Genomic DNA, 13,533 nt, shown 5'->3' with positions numbered 1-13,533 from the left:
ACGACGGGTAGCTTTTTATATGAATAATTCTACTTCTCGAAGAAATCCTTACATCATCGGTCGTCCAAGCCATGAACCGGAAAAATTTTTCGGAAGGGAAAGTTTATTCCAGTTTATTGAACATAATCTGAGTAGGGGTAAAAAAGTTATCTTGTTGCACGGTCAACGCCGTATTGGTGTGTCCTCCGTACTTCATCAGATTCCCCACAAGGTTGCTCAAGATAAATTTGCCTTCGTTCTTTTTGATTTGCAAGGTTACAGTCATTCTTCTCTGAGCGATATATTATATAATTTAGCTGAAGCCATTGTAGAAGATTTAGATCTAAGCTCAGAAATGATCGCAATTCCTTCCAATGAAGAATTATATAAAGATCCTAATATATTTTCTAATAATTTTTTAGCACAAGTTTTTCAAGAATTAGGTGAGAGAAATTTAGTGCTATTACTGGATGAATTTGATGTTGTCAGTAGCGACAGTGAAATACTACATCAGGGCGATAGTTTTTTAAGATATTTACAATCCTTTTTAAATAAACAGAAAAAACTATTTATTATTCCGGTAGTAGGGCGGTTTAAGGATGACTTGCAAGACCTGCTTGATTTGTTTAAGAATGCGCCGTACCAAAAAGTTGATTTACTTGACGAGCTAAGTGCTAGACGACTTATTACTAAACCTGCACAAGATATACTTGAGTACGAGGAAGATGCAATCAAAGCAATTTTACAACTTTCAGCAGGGCATCCCTATTTAATCCAAGCTATCTGCTTTAATCTCTTTATACAAGCAACAATTGAAGAAAAATCAACCGTGACTCCTTCTGATGTTCAAGATATTGTAGATAAAGCAATTGAAAGCGCTACAGGTGGATTAACATGGTTTTGGGATGGGCTGTCTATTTCGGAAAAAGTTGTATTTTCAGCCATAGCAGAGGCTCAACAAATAGCTATTGAGCAAAATCAACCGTTTCCAGAAGACCCTTTCGCGTTGCTAAGAAGATCTGGAGTTATTCCGACAGACGATTTGCTGAAAGCTGCCCAAAAACTAACATTAAATGACTTTTTAGATGATACCCATCGCCGCGTAAAAATTGAATTAGTCCGCCGTTGGTTAGTAAGATATCACCCACTACAAGAAACAATATGGAAATTGGAAGAAATTGGGAAAGAAGAAATCAATAAACTCGAGGGAGAAGCAATTCAATTACATAAAACTGGAAACTTACAAGAGACTATAGACTGTTACGTAAAAATTTTAAACCTAAATCCTAATCACTTTAGTACTCTACTTGTTTTAGCTGAGAGATACTTAGATGTGAGAAATTTTGAGAAAGCCTTAGAACTATATCAGCGAGCTTACCAAATAGATTCTACACATAATAAAGAAAGGCTTTTACTTGCAAGAGAAACCTATGGGAATAATTTGATAAACCAAAGAGAATTTATAAAAGCAAAAATTCAGTTTGAAAAAGTTTTAGAAATTGAACCTGACAGAGTATCAGCAAAATATAAACTACGAGACATTGAAGCAGAAATTTCTCAACAACAACTAGACAGAGACTTAGACATCTCTGAACAATATCTACCAATTCTATCTGAACAAACTCCAAAAACTCGTATTCGCCAGCCCTCAATTATATTGAGTATAATTGCAGCAGTGATTGCCCTTGTGGGTGGTATTGGTATTTATCAAATTTCCACTTCCTGTTCTGGAGGTCAACAGAAAGTAAATGGTAGTTGTGTTTCAATTCCTCTGATTACAGCAACACCAATTCCGACGCCTACACAAACATCAATTCCAGGGAATATTGAGAGTAAAATTAGTCGTGGCGAACGCACACTCTTTTTCTCGATCACCAATGCTGAGCGCGACCAAGGTCTAGAAGCATTTCAAAAAGGTAATTATTCCCAAGCGGTTGAATTATTTCAAAAAGCTATTGTGCGCGATCGCAAAGACCCAGAAGTGCGTATTTACTACAACAATGCTCAGGCTCGCGACAATGCTCAGGCTCGCAAAAAGAGTAATCCCTTAACTTTAGCAGTGGTTGTACCCGCAGACAATGCTAAATCCATATCTCAACAAATTTTGCGTGGAGTCGCACAAGCACAAGAGCAATTTAATACTGAGGGTGGTTTAAATGGTAGATTATTGGAAATTGTCATTGCCAACGATGGTAACAACCCAGACCAAGCCAAACAAATCGCTCAACAACTGGTGAATGATCAATCTGTACTAGGAATAATTGGGCATAACTCTAGCAGAATGACTCAAGCGGCTCTTCCTGTATACAAACGAGAAGGTATACCAATCGTTTCTTCCACTAGCACTGCCAACACTTTGGATGGTAATGTGTTCTTTAGAACAGCTCCTCCCGATGAGACATCTGCTAAAACATTAGCAGAATACGCTCAAAGAGTTGCTTTGAAGAAAGTTGTAATTTTTTATAATCCCAACGACCCTTATAGCAATAGTTTCAGAGAAGAATTTAGCAAGAACTTTAAAGATAAAGAGCGGATTTTTCGCAAGGTAGACTTGACAGATGAAAAACTGAATATCGAGCAAGAACTTAAAGATAGTGTATCTCAACAGGTACAGGCAGTTATGTTGTTTTCAGATGTAGATCACACTTCTGTAGCGCTCGAGATTGCTAAAGTCAATGCAAATAATAAGTTAGGGCTAAAGTTGTTAGGTGGTGAGAGTCTGTACAATCAGAAAACATTACAAGATGGAGGGAATGCTGTTGAGGGCTTAGTTATTGTTGTGCCTTGGTTTAGGGAAGCACCACAATCAAAGAAATTTGCTTCGGAGGCAAAACAACTATGGGGAGGAGCTGTTAGTTGGTCTACAGCAACTAGCTTTGATGCTACTCAAGCTTTTATCAAATCTTTGCGCTTCAACCCTTCGAGAGCAACTATTTTGCAGGAACTGCGGAAGATAAATCTTCCCGCCAACCAAACATCAGGAGATGTACTTAAATTTAATCACGAAGGAGAACGTCAGAATAAACCCATTCTTGTTAAGGTCGAGAACAATCAGTTTAGGTGCTTGCCGCCTGACGGGGCGAAAAAAGAGCTAGAATGCAGATAAAATAAGCGACCTAGCTCTTAGACCTTGTTGATAATTGAGGATAATTTTAAAGAGTATGAAGATTAATTGAATTATAAGTAAATATGTCAGATATATCAGTCCAAGAGCATTTTTTAGATCCTTCACTAATGTCGTTATTACTACTTGCTACACAAGCCTATCAGCAGTATTTGAAATCTCAATTTGCATCAGATAGGCTCTATATCTCCAACTACGTATAGATGGAAATATAACGTAGTTATTTATTTAATATTATTACTTATTATTTAGTTCTGTGCTTGGATGCAATTGATACTCTAAGGGATGCGATCGCTCTGTGGAATAATAAATTTAAAGGAAGCGAACTCAAAGCGATTTTGCAAGAATACCTCAATATGTTCTTTGCAAAGTGGGATACAGTTGATTTGTGATAATTAGCTGTGTTCAGATCCCCGACTTCTTAAAGAAGTCGGGGATCTTGCAGCCATATCAATTTTGTCCCAATAGCTGCTGAAATTCCTCTAGCGAACCAATAGTGATTGCTTGCCTATGGAGTTGCTTAAGAACAGGCATATCGTACAAATTCTCAATTTTTTCCATTAACTCTGGTGGCACTTCTCCAAACCTTGTTTCTAGGGTATCAATCAGATATTCTCGCTGTACTTTTAGCATTCCGACTCGCTCGACACTGGTGATATATGGCATTTTCTTTTCTTCCTCGTAACGATTCATTTCATTATCAAAGACTCGCTCCAGTTCCTCCGGCAAAGCCATCATCCAATCAATTAATCGGAACAACTGAAGGATTTTGTTTCTAGTGTACCCTAACTCATACAACTGCCTTATCAAACTCAACTTCCATTGCAATCGCCCTTGTGCATCTTGAGTCGTGGCTTGAGTTCGCAAGTGTGCCTTGACTAACACAGCAAAGGGGTTAGGATTCTGTTCTAATGTTGTTAATTGTGTGTCGTAGTCTAATAGCTTCACGCTGGGAAACTTTAGACTCATCTGACAACCCCACAGTTCATAGCTGTACTGTTGTGGTCGCCAAGAAGCTTGGGTGTCTCCCAATACTGCTAGACTCACGACTTGTTGGTCATAACGGTCAAAAATCCGGTAGTGATATTGGTACATCCGCTTGGCAAGATTTGAATCTACCTGGCTCTGTATTTCTACGTGGATCAACACCCACGCTTGTTCTCCATCTCGTCGCCAGACTTTGACTAACTTGTCTACAAAAAGTTTACCAATCTCTGCTTCTTTGACTATCTGCTGAAATTCTTTGTCTAAAAACTCATAACCCCGTTGCCAATCAATTTCTGTGTAAGCTTGCGGGAAGAAGAAGTCAATAAATGCTTCAAAGTAGAGTTCCAACGCCTCTTTCCAAGGCGAGTCATAGCTTGCTTGTTGCTCCGTCACAAATTTTCTCTGCACTCCAGTTTACTAGTAATAAAAGATACTATCATTAAAGTTAAATTCCGGAGTGTCTCAATCTATTTTTTCTCTGGCTCAAAGTTGACTATGTTATTTAAAGTACGATATGAGCGTGTGGTAGTTAAAAACCAAGTACTACATCTAGTGCTGTGCGAATCATTTCCCAATATTCTTCCTCCAAGACACCCACTAAACTGAGAACTCGACTATTGTCAATAGAACGAATTTGTCCAACATCAAGATAACGGTCTCGATCTAAACCATTCGTAGGCGTTGCTATCACATTTACAACATAAGGAGCTTGTTTGCTACCAGGGCGAAGTGGTATCACAACGGTCAGAAGACCATACTGGTTCATCACGTCATTTTGAACTATTAGGCAAGAACGAGTTTTTTGTGCTTCTGCACCTACAGTTGGATCGAGTCTGACCCAACGAATCTCACCACGTCGATAAGTCAAATTACCCTGTGGCATCAATTCCATCTCCAACTACGCTATCCCAAGCGGCAATTTCAGCTTGGTAGTCTGGATCTTCAGCATCTTGCTTCAGAGCGGCTATCATTTCTGCTTCCAGAATAGCCCTACGATGTATTGATAGCACTGCATTGATGTAACCACTTCGATTTGCTGTCTTTCCAGTGATTGCGGCTTGCCGATCTATAAAGGCAAGAATTTCATCATCCAAAGTAATTGTTACTTTCTTAGCCAAGGGTATTTCTTTTTAACCTTATTTGTTTATCCTACTCATGTATCTTATCAAAAAATTGAGCTAGTACAACGAGAACGCCGATTGTTCTGGGAACGTTGCGTAGTCTATGCGCGGAGCGAACGCTAAGTACGTCAGATGGTACACTGCGCTTTCTAGCAACAATCGCTGCTTTGCTAGGACCAGAACCAGCATCGTTTTACTTCTTTGAAGAATTAGAAAATGGCATTCATCCAACCCGGTTGCATCTACTGTTACAACTAATTGAGCGCAACTTGTCTGATGGAACAACTCAGATGATAGCAACCACTCATTCTTCGCAATTATTGAGGCTTGTAAACCAAAAAACTCTAGAATATGCTTCATTAACTTATCGCCTTGAGGGTAGAGCCGATGCTCAAGTTATGAGAATTTTAGATATTCCCGACGCCAAACGCGTCATTACAGAGCAGAGTCTAGGACGCCTTCATGAATAGCCAGGAGGAAGGCGATCGCATTCCATGTCCTTGGTTGGCAGTGCCCTACCTACAGTACTTAAAACTTTTCATAAATCATTTATGATTCCTATAGTTGTCTATATTACTGACGTTTAGACGGTGAGAGAGTTTTCTACGGAAGGTAAATTACAATGGCATTTAGCAATTACAAAAGTATTAGTGCAGTTGTTAAAAAGTTTCAAATTAAGTACGTACAATCTAATTTTATAATGGAAGTCGATTTTCCTGTAAAAGAATCTTTCCAAGAAGAATTAGATTTGTTATTTACAGATGGAGTTATTGATAATTCCGAAGATGCTATTTGTGAAAATCTTATTTATCCAGTCTTGAAAGAGGTTTGGAAACTTTATCGTCGTCAATTAACACTTTGGAGTCATGAAACATTAGTCTATGATGAAGACTTATCAGGCGTTCCAGATTACACGGTGACACAGCGAAATCCTTTAGCAACGATTGTTTTTGATAAACCCTATTTTTTAACGGTTGAAGCAAAGCAAGACAAATTTGAAGAAGGTTGGGGTCAGTGCTTAGCTGAAATGATAGCAGTACAGCGAATAAATAATGATTTTCAAATGAATGTTTTTGGAATTGTTTCTAATGGCAAAATATGGCAGTTTGGCAAGTTGACTGCTGATGTTTTTACTCGAAATAAAAATATCTATGTAATTCAGGATTTAGATAAGTTATTTGCTGCAGTTAATTATGTTTTTCAGCAATGTGAGTTGCAAATAAATAAGAATATTTGATAAAAATTGTAATGACATAAAGTAGGTTCTTGTTAAGTGGGTAACCTAATTTGCCTGAGTTTGGAATGGGCAAAAAGAGTACAAAATGTGAATAAATGGCAAGCTTATAAAACTAACGGTAATCCTGTTACCGACCACTTTGGCGTTTGTGTAGATTTATTTTTGAACAAATAGGTGGGCAATGCCCACCCTACGGAGCGGGAGTTACATGATTAAGCAGGGTTTTTACGCCACCAGTCAATTGTATTCTTTAGCCCTTGCTTAAAGTCTACTTGGGCAGTGAAACCAAAAGCTTGTTTCGCTCGTTCTGTATCTAAACAACGGCGGGGTTGACCGTTAGGTTTATCTGTTTCCCAAACAATTTCGCCTTCAAACTCCATTAACTCACATATGAGATGAATCAAGTCGCGAATAGAAATTTCATAACCCGTTCCCAAGTTGACGGGTTCAGATTCATTATAGTATTGGGTACCCATAACGATACCTCTTGCCGCGTCTTCTGAATATAAAAACTCACGTGTTGGGCTACCGTCACCCCAAACTGGAAGTTTCTTTTCTCCTTTCACCTGCGCTTCATAAACTTTACGAATTAACGCTGGGATGACATGAGAACTTCTGGGGTCAAAGTTGTCTTCGGGTCCGTACAAGTTCACTGGCAACAGGTAAATGCCATTAAAGTTGTACTGTTGGCGGTACGCTTGCAGTTGAACGAGAAGAGCTTTTTTGGCGACTCCATAAGGCGCGTTTGTTTCCTCTGGGTAGCCATTCCACAGGTCATCTTCTTTGAATGGAACTGGGGTAAATTTGGGATAGGCACAGATGGTACCAACACAGATAAATTTTTCTACTCCAGCTTGATAAGCAGCATGAATCAACTGCGTACCCATCATTAAGTTGTCGTAGAACAATTCAGCTGGTTTTTCACGGTTAAGACCAATTCCACCGACATGGGCGGCTAGGTGAATGACAATGTCTTGTTGATCGACGGCTCTTTGACAATTTTCCCATAGACGCAAGTCGCAGTCACGCGATCGCGTGACTGTAATTTTATTTTGGTCAGCGCCAGCTTGAGAGAGTTGGGCGATGGTTTGACGCCCCAAAAAACCGGCTCCACCAGTTACGAGAATACGTTTGTTCTTAAGTTCTAAGGTGCTCATTTTTTGTCCTCATAGTAGAAAAAGCTGATAGCTCATCGCTAACCGCTCATTAAAAGTGGAGCACACCCAGTTCTTGCCGAATCATGGCATTGTCTTGTAATACCTTTGCGACTTTACCATTTGGTGAGGTGAGACCCAATGCTTGCAGGTCAGCTTCTACCATGATGGCAACCAGTTGCTCAAATGTTACCGACGGTGTCCAGTTTAACTTTTGCTGCGCTTTCGTAGCATCCCCAATCAACAAATCGACTTCCGCCGGACGAAGATAGCGCTCATCAAACTCCACATAGTCTTGCCAATCGAGATTGACGTAACCAAATGCCAGTTCTAAAAACTCCCGTACCGCATGAGTTTCGCCAGTTGCAATGACGTAATCATCTGCCTCATCTTGCTGTAGCATCAACCACATGGCTCTCACGTAATCTTTGGCATAGCCCCAATCACGCTTGGCATCTAGATTACCCATGTAAAGATTTTTCTGCTTGCCTGCAAAAATTCTGGCAACTGCCATTGTAATTTTGCGCGTCACAAAAGTTTCACCCCGTCTGGGTGACTCATGATTGAAAAGAATACCATTACAAGCAAACATCCCGAATGATTCCCGGTAATTGACTGTTTGCCAGTGAGCGTAAACCTTAGCACAGGCGTAAGGGCTGCGGGGATAAAACCGTGTGGTCTCTTTCTGTGGGATTTCTTGTACCAAACCATACATTTCCGAAGAACCCGCTTGGTAAAATTTCACTTGAATGCCAGTGCGGTGCTGATAGTCGCGAATTGCTTCTAACAGACGTAAGGTTCCCATTCCCACTGAATCCACTGTGTATTCTGGCGAATCAAAGCTGACCCGAACGTGAGATTGAGCACCTAAGTTATAAATTTCCACTGGCTGAACGTCTTCGAGAATGCGGCGCAGAGTGGTACCGTCTGTTAAGTCCCCGTAGTGGAGAAGTAATCGTACTCCCTCTTTATGAGGGTCTTCATACAGGTGATCGATACGGTCTGTATTAAAAGTTGAAGTTCGACGGATGATACCGTGAACTTCGTAACCTTGCTCTAGCAAAAACTCGCTCAGGTATGAACCATCTTGACCGGTAATACCAGTAATTAAAGCTCGTTTCCGTTGCGTCATGCTTAATTATTCCTTGTTGTTACTGCTTACAATGTTTACAGAAAACTCTGGTATAACCTAACAGGTATTTGTACAATTGCCCAACGGGAAACCTACGAGTCTCACTGGCACCTTAGCTTGTTGACATAAGTAAATCTGCTGAATTGAATGCTCGCTGTAGGGCTTACCTAACATAACGAAAAAAGTTTCATTGTTTTTGTAACTTTTTTGTAATCTTTACTGAAAATTCATAATATAATAGATTTTCGTTAAGATTGTATGAAAATTTGAGTAGATTAGATCCCCGACTTCTCCTAGAAACCGGGGATCTGGCAAAAAGTCAAAAGTCAAAAAAAGTTCCTCATCCAATTTTGACTTTTGACTTTGTAATTTATTCAGGATATTAGCTAGATCGACGCAATATCAATACGCTCCATTATTTTTAGGAATAATGACAACGCCGATAGTTTTAAAAATTATCCACAAATCCAACCATAAGTTACGGAATTTGACATAATGCAGATCTATCTGAATCCGTCGCGGATAAGGAATATCATTACGTCCGGAGACTTGCCACAATCCAGTAATTCCCGGTCTGATTGTGAGAATCTGGTCTATGTAACAACCATATTTCGGTAACTCTTCTTCTACTAAAGGTCGCGGACCTACAACACTCATGTCTCCTTTTAATACATTCCAGAACTGGGGAAATTCATCCAAGCTAGTAATTCGCAAAAAACGACCAATCTTGGTAATACGCGGATCGTGTTTGAGCTTAAAGTTTGTCTCAAACTCATCTCGCAGATGAGGCGATGTTTCCATTATTTGAACGAGAACTTCATCGGCATTGGTTACCATTGTTCGGAATTTAATACAATTAAAAGGTTTGTAATTTTTACCGACCCGTTCCTGAATATAAAAAATTGGACCATTCGAGCTTAAAGCAATCAGCAAGCCCAAGAGTAAATACACTGGGGAAAACAAAATAAGTACCAATAGCGAAAACACAATGTCGAATAGTCGCTTGGCAAACTCTCCGTTTACAGCCTGGAAAGACAAACCTTTGGGTTTTATTCGAGGCGTCTTTTTTGGTTGACCGCGTTTAAAGAAGGTACGCGAGCGCTTCCCGGAGAGGAGTGAGCTCTGGGCAGTCATCATACTCCTTAACAATCCACACCACACATAGTCCCAATCTTAAAGCTAAAAGGAGTTGCTAAGGATTGGCAAATTGCCAATCCTTAGCAAAACAAGACCATCAATTGGGTAATGGTCTTTTTTCTATACATATATTTAAGAAGCCTAGGTAGCGCTTGGCAAAGATTTGCGGGGAAAACTGCGTAGCATGAACTCGGGCATACTCAGGATTGAATTTCCCTCGATACGCTTCAAAGGTTTCTACTGCGTCTACTAGTGCGGCTTCAGTTTGCTCCTGGAAAAATATACCAGTTCCCCTATCACCTGCTGATCGCAAATCTCGCACTGTTTCCAGCGCTCCTCCTGCACCGTAGGCGATCACTGGAGTGCCGCAAGCTTGCGCCTCTACTAAGGCAATCCCAAAATCTTCACAGGCTGCATATACAAATCCTTTGGCATTTGCCATATACTTTTTCACAACATCATCGGGTTGCCAGCCCAGTACTTGTATATTGCTGTTTGCTATCCTGCGGATCGTTTTCATCTCTGGTCCTGTTCCAATTATGACTAACGGGAGTTGCAGTTTATTAAATGCCCTGACTATTAACGATACTTGTTTATAAGTTACCAATCGGGAAACGATTAGGTAGAATTCCTCCTTGTGAGGCAAAAATGGACAACTGTCAACATTAACTGGTGGGTAAATAACTTCCGCTTCTCGTCGATAGCAGCGCCAGATACGGCGAGCTGTATGCTTAGAGTTAGCGATAAAGTAATCCACGCGATTCGCTGTCGATACATCCCATTGGCGTAGATCGTGCAGCAAATAGCGTGTCAACCAACCAGGGATACCATTACCTAGCTTACTGTGATTTAGATAATCAAAGGTGAGATCCCAGGCATAACGCATGGGACTGTGACAGTAACAAATGTGTACTTGATCGGGTGTGGTCAGGACTCCTTTAGCAACAGCGTGAGATGAAGACAGAATAACCTCATATTCCCGCAAATCTAGCTGTTCTATGGCTAGTGGCAACAAAGGTAAGTATTTTTGTACACCTTTTCGGGCAAATGGGAGATGCTGAAGAAATGTTGTGCCAATTTTCCGCTTGTATAAATAGCTTTTGGGATTGATGGATTCAAAGTCGATGAGAGCGTATAAATCAGCATCAACGTGATTGAGAACCTCTTGCACAACTAGTTCCGAACCACCAGTGGCTTTCGGTGTCAGCCATTCATGAACCAAGGCATACTTCAAGGGCACAGCTAACTATGAGTATTTGGTAGAGAACACGTTTCGGTCAGTCACCTAAAGGATGAAGTATAAAGTATTTCATTGTTTATCCTTTACACCTTATTGTTTTCATCCTTTATCCTTTATCCTTCAGACTTCATAAAGTTTCCCGCACGAAACTCATTCATGGGAACTGCCCCATTGTTACCAAAAGACGTAATCCTCTCAACGGAGGTTCCAGGGAAACACCACAACCTGATACTCTCAAATTGGGTCAGTCCATAAATTAACTGACGAAGGAAATGACAATTTATGAGAATTCTTATTGTGGGTGGCACTCGGTTCATTGGTGTTTACCTAACTAAACTACTAGTGGAACAGGGGCATGAAGTTATTCTGTTCAATCGTGGTAATCGTCCGGTACCAGTAGAAGGGGTAGGACAAATTACAGGCGATCGCACTGATGCTACTCAACTCAAGGAGAAATTATCCCACGAAAATTTTGATGTCATCTTTGACAATAACGGAAGGGAACTTTCTGATACTCAACCACTTGCGGAAATTTTTCAAGACCGGATACAACATTTTGTATACATGAGTTCGGCTGGGGTGTATCTTAAATCCGACCAAATGCCTCATGTAGAAGGGGATACTATCGATCCCAAAAGTCGCCATCTCGGTAAGCACGAAACAGAGGCTTACCTCACACAACTGGGATTGCCTTTTACCTCCATCCGTCCTACCTACATTTACGGTGCTCTAAATTACAACGATCTGGAAGCTTGGTTTTTTGACAGAATCACTCGCGATCGTCCCATCCCCATTCCCGGTAATGGCTTACACATTACCCAATTTGGACACGTTAAAGACTTGGCAACAGCAATGTCCAAAGTTTTGGGCAATCCGAATGCAGTCAAACAAATTTACAATGTATCCGGCGATCGCTACGTTACATTTGATGGCTTAGCCCGCGCTTGTGCTGTGGCGGCTGGCATTGAAGCTCTGGAAATCAAAATCGTACATTACGACCCCAAAAAATTTGATTTCGGCAAGCGCAAAGCCTTTCCCTTGCGCCCACAGCACTTTTTCGCCTCAGTGGATAAAGCAAAAACACAATTAAATTGGCAACCCGAATATGACCTGATTTCCGGTCTCAAAGACTCTTACCAAAATGATTATCTGACTTCTGGTCGAGATCGCTCGGAAATAGATTTTTCAGTAGATGAAGAAATTCTACAGTCTTTATGAATTTCTTGTGGAACGGGCGTCCCGCCCGTCCTCTATTAGTAACGGGCAGGACGCCCGCACCACAAGATGAATAATTTATTTCTTGGAAATCCCATTAGCTTAGGTAGCTTTAATTAGGAGTAAAATGGAGTTAACCGTAATATTTAACTCCATTTTAGTGATGCAATACTTATCGCCACAACACGTTTACAAACAATATGGCTATCACCCTAAGACCCTGGTTGACTGGGCAGACGCCGGAAAAATAGAATATGTACGTTCCCCAGGCGGTCACAGGCGTTATAGTCAAGCCTCCTGAGAACGCATTAAAGGGGGAACAGACACAAGAATTGTAGTTCTGTACGCCAGAATTTCAACAAGCAACCAAAAACCAGAACTTGAGAAGCAAATTAATTATTTAGGGAAAAATTACCCTAACTGTATTTGTATATCTGAGATGGGGTCAGGGATGAACTTTAAAAGGAAAAAATTCATAGCCCTGATGGAGGACGTAACCAAAGGTTCGGTTAAAGAGAGAGTCGTTGCACACAAAGATCGATGATGTCGTTTCGGATTTGAGTTTATAGAGTGGTTTTGCCAATTGCACAATTGTACTATTACTGTTCTCAATAACGCCGAACTAAGCCCACAACAAGAACTAATGCAAGATTTTATGAGTATCATGCATTGTTTCAGTTCAAGATTGTACTTTTTACGTAAATCTGAAAAAAAGATGGAAAAAGAGATTGTTAATTCGGAGTCAAACGTAGGATTGTGTAGTTAATGCACGGAACTGAGTACACCAATGGCACGGAAGAAAGTAGTCCAGACAACTGAATATTTAGATGAAATATCTATTCGCAAAGGTGCAAAAGTTACATTAATCAATGCCTGCTCTTCACAGGTCGATCATCGCAATGGCACGTTACTAGGGAAACGTATTGCGGAACGATTCTTCACCTTTGATGGGGAGGTATGGCAGGCAGATAAAAACGCAGCAATCGTAATTAAGAATCGAGCATCTGACTTTCAAATAACTCGTTTTATGAAGAAGGAACAGGTACACAAAATCTTATTAGAGAGAACTGCGTCATTCCTTGCCGATCATGGTCATAGTTTGGAGTCTGCTGTCTCAATGGGATGGTTGGATGAAAAACATATCAAACAAGGTAAACCGTTACGGCGTAGGCGGTAGGGTCTAGAAACGGTGTCCTCAGAGAATTGA

At 40.5% G+C, this 13,533-nt stretch carries 15 protein-coding genes; 8 read left to right on the top strand and 7 right to left on the bottom strand.

The features are described from left to right. Nucleotides 1–19: 19 nt before the first annotated feature. On the top strand, nt 20–3,085 hold the full coding sequence (locus WA1_RS38215; RefSeq protein WP_066613158.1) for an ABC transporter substrate-binding protein: 3,066 nt from the start codon (nt 20–22) through the stop codon (nt 3,083–3,085). A gap of 278 nt (nt 3,086–3,363) precedes the next feature. Continuing rightward, nucleotides 3,364–3,495: a hypothetical protein gene (locus tag WA1_RS60700; protein ID WP_272819320.1), complete on the top strand. Its 132-nt coding sequence runs from the start codon at nt 3,364–3,366 to the stop codon at nt 3,493–3,495. Between the two features lie 58 nt (nt 3,496–3,553). Here WA1_RS60700 and WA1_RS38210 read toward each other — a convergent pair whose 3' ends face one another. The 3 genes from WA1_RS38210 to mazE all read right to left on the bottom strand — a co-directional run bounded on the left by WA1_RS38210 (nt 3,554) and on the right by mazE (nt 5,208). After that, complete coding sequence (locus WA1_RS38210) at nt 3,554–4,483, bottom strand: RpnC/YadD family protein (RefSeq protein ID WP_017748048.1); 930 nt, start codon at nt 4,481–4,483, stop codon at nt 3,554–3,556. A 136-nt stretch (nt 4,484–4,619) separates the two neighbouring features. Next, nucleotides 4,620–4,973 (bottom strand): type II toxin-antitoxin system PemK/MazF family toxin, encoded by a 354-nt coding sequence (locus WA1_RS38205; RefSeq protein WP_017748047.1) that lies wholly within the window; start codon nt 4,971–4,973, stop codon nt 4,620–4,622. Further along, on the bottom strand, nt 4,960–5,208 hold the full coding sequence (gene mazE / locus WA1_RS38200; RefSeq protein WP_017748046.1) for a type II toxin-antitoxin system MazE family antitoxin: 249 nt from the start codon (nt 5,206–5,208) through the stop codon (nt 4,960–4,962). Before mazE ends, WA1_RS38205 begins: the two co-directional genes overlap by 14 nt. A gap of 95 nt (nt 5,209–5,303) precedes the next feature. Here mazE and WA1_RS38195 point away from each other — a divergent pair, with 95 nt between their 5' ends. Further along, nucleotides 5,304–5,681, top strand: coding sequence for an AAA family ATPase (locus tag WA1_RS38195; RefSeq protein ID WP_017748045.1), 378 nt, complete (start codon nt 5,304–5,306; stop codon nt 5,679–5,681). 152 nt (nt 5,682–5,833) lie between these two features. Beyond that, on the top strand, nt 5,834–6,448 hold the full coding sequence (locus tag WA1_RS38190; RefSeq protein ID WP_017748044.1) for a hypothetical protein: 615 nt from the start codon (nt 5,834–5,836) through the stop codon (nt 6,446–6,448). Nucleotides 6,449–6,660: 212 nt separating this feature from the next. Here the strand turns inward: WA1_RS38190 and WA1_RS38185 are convergent, their stop codons facing one another. The 4 genes from WA1_RS38185 to WA1_RS38170 all read right to left on the bottom strand — a co-directional run bounded on the left by WA1_RS38185 (nt 6,661) and on the right by WA1_RS38170 (nt 11,111). After that, nucleotides 6,661–7,605, bottom strand: a complete 945-nt coding sequence (locus WA1_RS38185; protein WP_017748043.1) for a GDP-L-fucose synthase family protein — start codon at nt 7,603–7,605, stop codon at nt 6,661–6,663. A 49-nt stretch (nt 7,606–7,654) separates the two neighbouring features. After that, entirely contained in the window at nt 7,655–8,734 is a 1,080-nt protein-coding gene (gmd, locus tag WA1_RS38180) for a GDP-mannose 4,6-dehydratase (RefSeq protein ID WP_017748042.1), read from the bottom strand. Between the two features lie 402 nt (nt 8,735–9,136). Then, complete coding sequence (locus WA1_RS38175; protein ID WP_017748041.1) at nt 9,137–9,868, bottom strand: undecaprenyl-phosphate galactose phosphotransferase family protein; 732 nt, start codon at nt 9,866–9,868, stop codon at nt 9,137–9,139. Nucleotides 9,869–9,968: 100 nt separating this feature from the next. Beyond that, nucleotides 9,969–11,111, bottom strand: coding sequence for a glycosyltransferase (locus tag WA1_RS38170; RefSeq protein WP_017748040.1), 1,143 nt, complete (start codon nt 11,109–11,111; stop codon nt 9,969–9,971). Between the two features lie 282 nt (nt 11,112–11,393). Here WA1_RS38170 and WA1_RS38165 point away from each other — a divergent pair, with 282 nt between their 5' ends. From WA1_RS38165 to WA1_RS38155, 4 genes are all read left to right on the top strand, one after another. Next, nucleotides 11,394–12,329, top strand: a complete 936-nt coding sequence (locus WA1_RS38165) for an NAD-dependent epimerase/dehydratase family protein (RefSeq protein WP_017748039.1) — start codon at nt 11,394–11,396, stop codon at nt 12,327–12,329. A gap of 124 nt (nt 12,330–12,453) precedes the next feature. Next, nucleotides 12,454–12,627 (top strand): helix-turn-helix domain-containing protein, encoded by a 174-nt coding sequence (locus WA1_RS60695; RefSeq protein WP_272819319.1) that lies wholly within the window; start codon nt 12,454–12,456, stop codon nt 12,625–12,627. 6 nt (nt 12,628–12,633) lie between these two features. Beyond that, nucleotides 12,634–12,870 (top strand): recombinase family protein, encoded by a 237-nt coding sequence (locus tag WA1_RS60690; protein WP_336389854.1) that lies wholly within the window; start codon nt 12,634–12,636, stop codon nt 12,868–12,870. Nucleotides 12,871–13,113: 243 nt separating this feature from the next. Continuing rightward, entirely contained in the window at nt 13,114–13,503 is a 390-nt protein-coding gene (locus WA1_RS38155; RefSeq protein ID WP_017748038.1) for a hypothetical protein, read from the top strand. The last annotated feature ends 30 nt before the right edge of the window (nt 13,504–13,533 follow it).

This window comes from Scytonema hofmannii PCC 7110 (assembly GCF_000346485.2).
GTDB classification, from domain to species: domain Bacteria; phylum Cyanobacteriota; class Cyanobacteriia; order Cyanobacteriales; family Nostocaceae; genus Scytonema; species Scytonema hofmannii.
This window is presented reverse-complemented; position numbering and strand designations above follow the sequence as displayed.

Excerpts from the sequence above, each read along its gene's own strand:
- WA1_RS38215 (WP_066613158.1), top strand. The coding sequence starts at position 20 with ATGAATAATTCTACTTCTCGAAGAAATCCTTACATCATCGGTCGTCCA.
- WA1_RS60695 (WP_272819319.1), top strand. The coding sequence starts at position 12,454 with ATGGAGTTAACCGTAATATTTAACTCCATTTTAGTGATGCAATACTTA.
- WA1_RS38185 (WP_017748043.1), bottom strand. The coding sequence starts at position 7,605 with ATGAGCACCTTAGAACTTAAGAACAAACGTATTCTCGTAACTGGTGGA.
- WA1_RS38190 (WP_017748044.1), top strand. The coding sequence starts at position 5,834 with ATGGCATTTAGCAATTACAAAAGTATTAGTGCAGTTGTTAAAAAGTTT.
- WA1_RS38165 (WP_017748039.1), top strand. The coding sequence starts at position 11,394 with ATGAGAATTCTTATTGTGGGTGGCACTCGGTTCATTGGTGTTTACCTA.
- gmd (WP_017748042.1), bottom strand. The coding sequence starts at position 8,734 with ATGACGCAACGGAAACGAGCTTTAATTACTGGTATTACCGGTCAAGAT.
- WA1_RS38155 (WP_017748038.1), top strand. The coding sequence starts at position 13,114 with ATGGCACGGAAGAAAGTAGTCCAGACAACTGAATATTTAGATGAAATA.
- WA1_RS38175 (WP_017748041.1), bottom strand. The coding sequence starts at position 9,868 with ATGACTGCCCAGAGCTCACTCCTCTCCGGGAAGCGCTCGCGTACCTTC.
- WA1_RS38205 (WP_017748047.1), bottom strand. The coding sequence starts at position 4,973 with ATGCCACAGGGTAATTTGACTTATCGACGTGGTGAGATTCGTTGGGTC.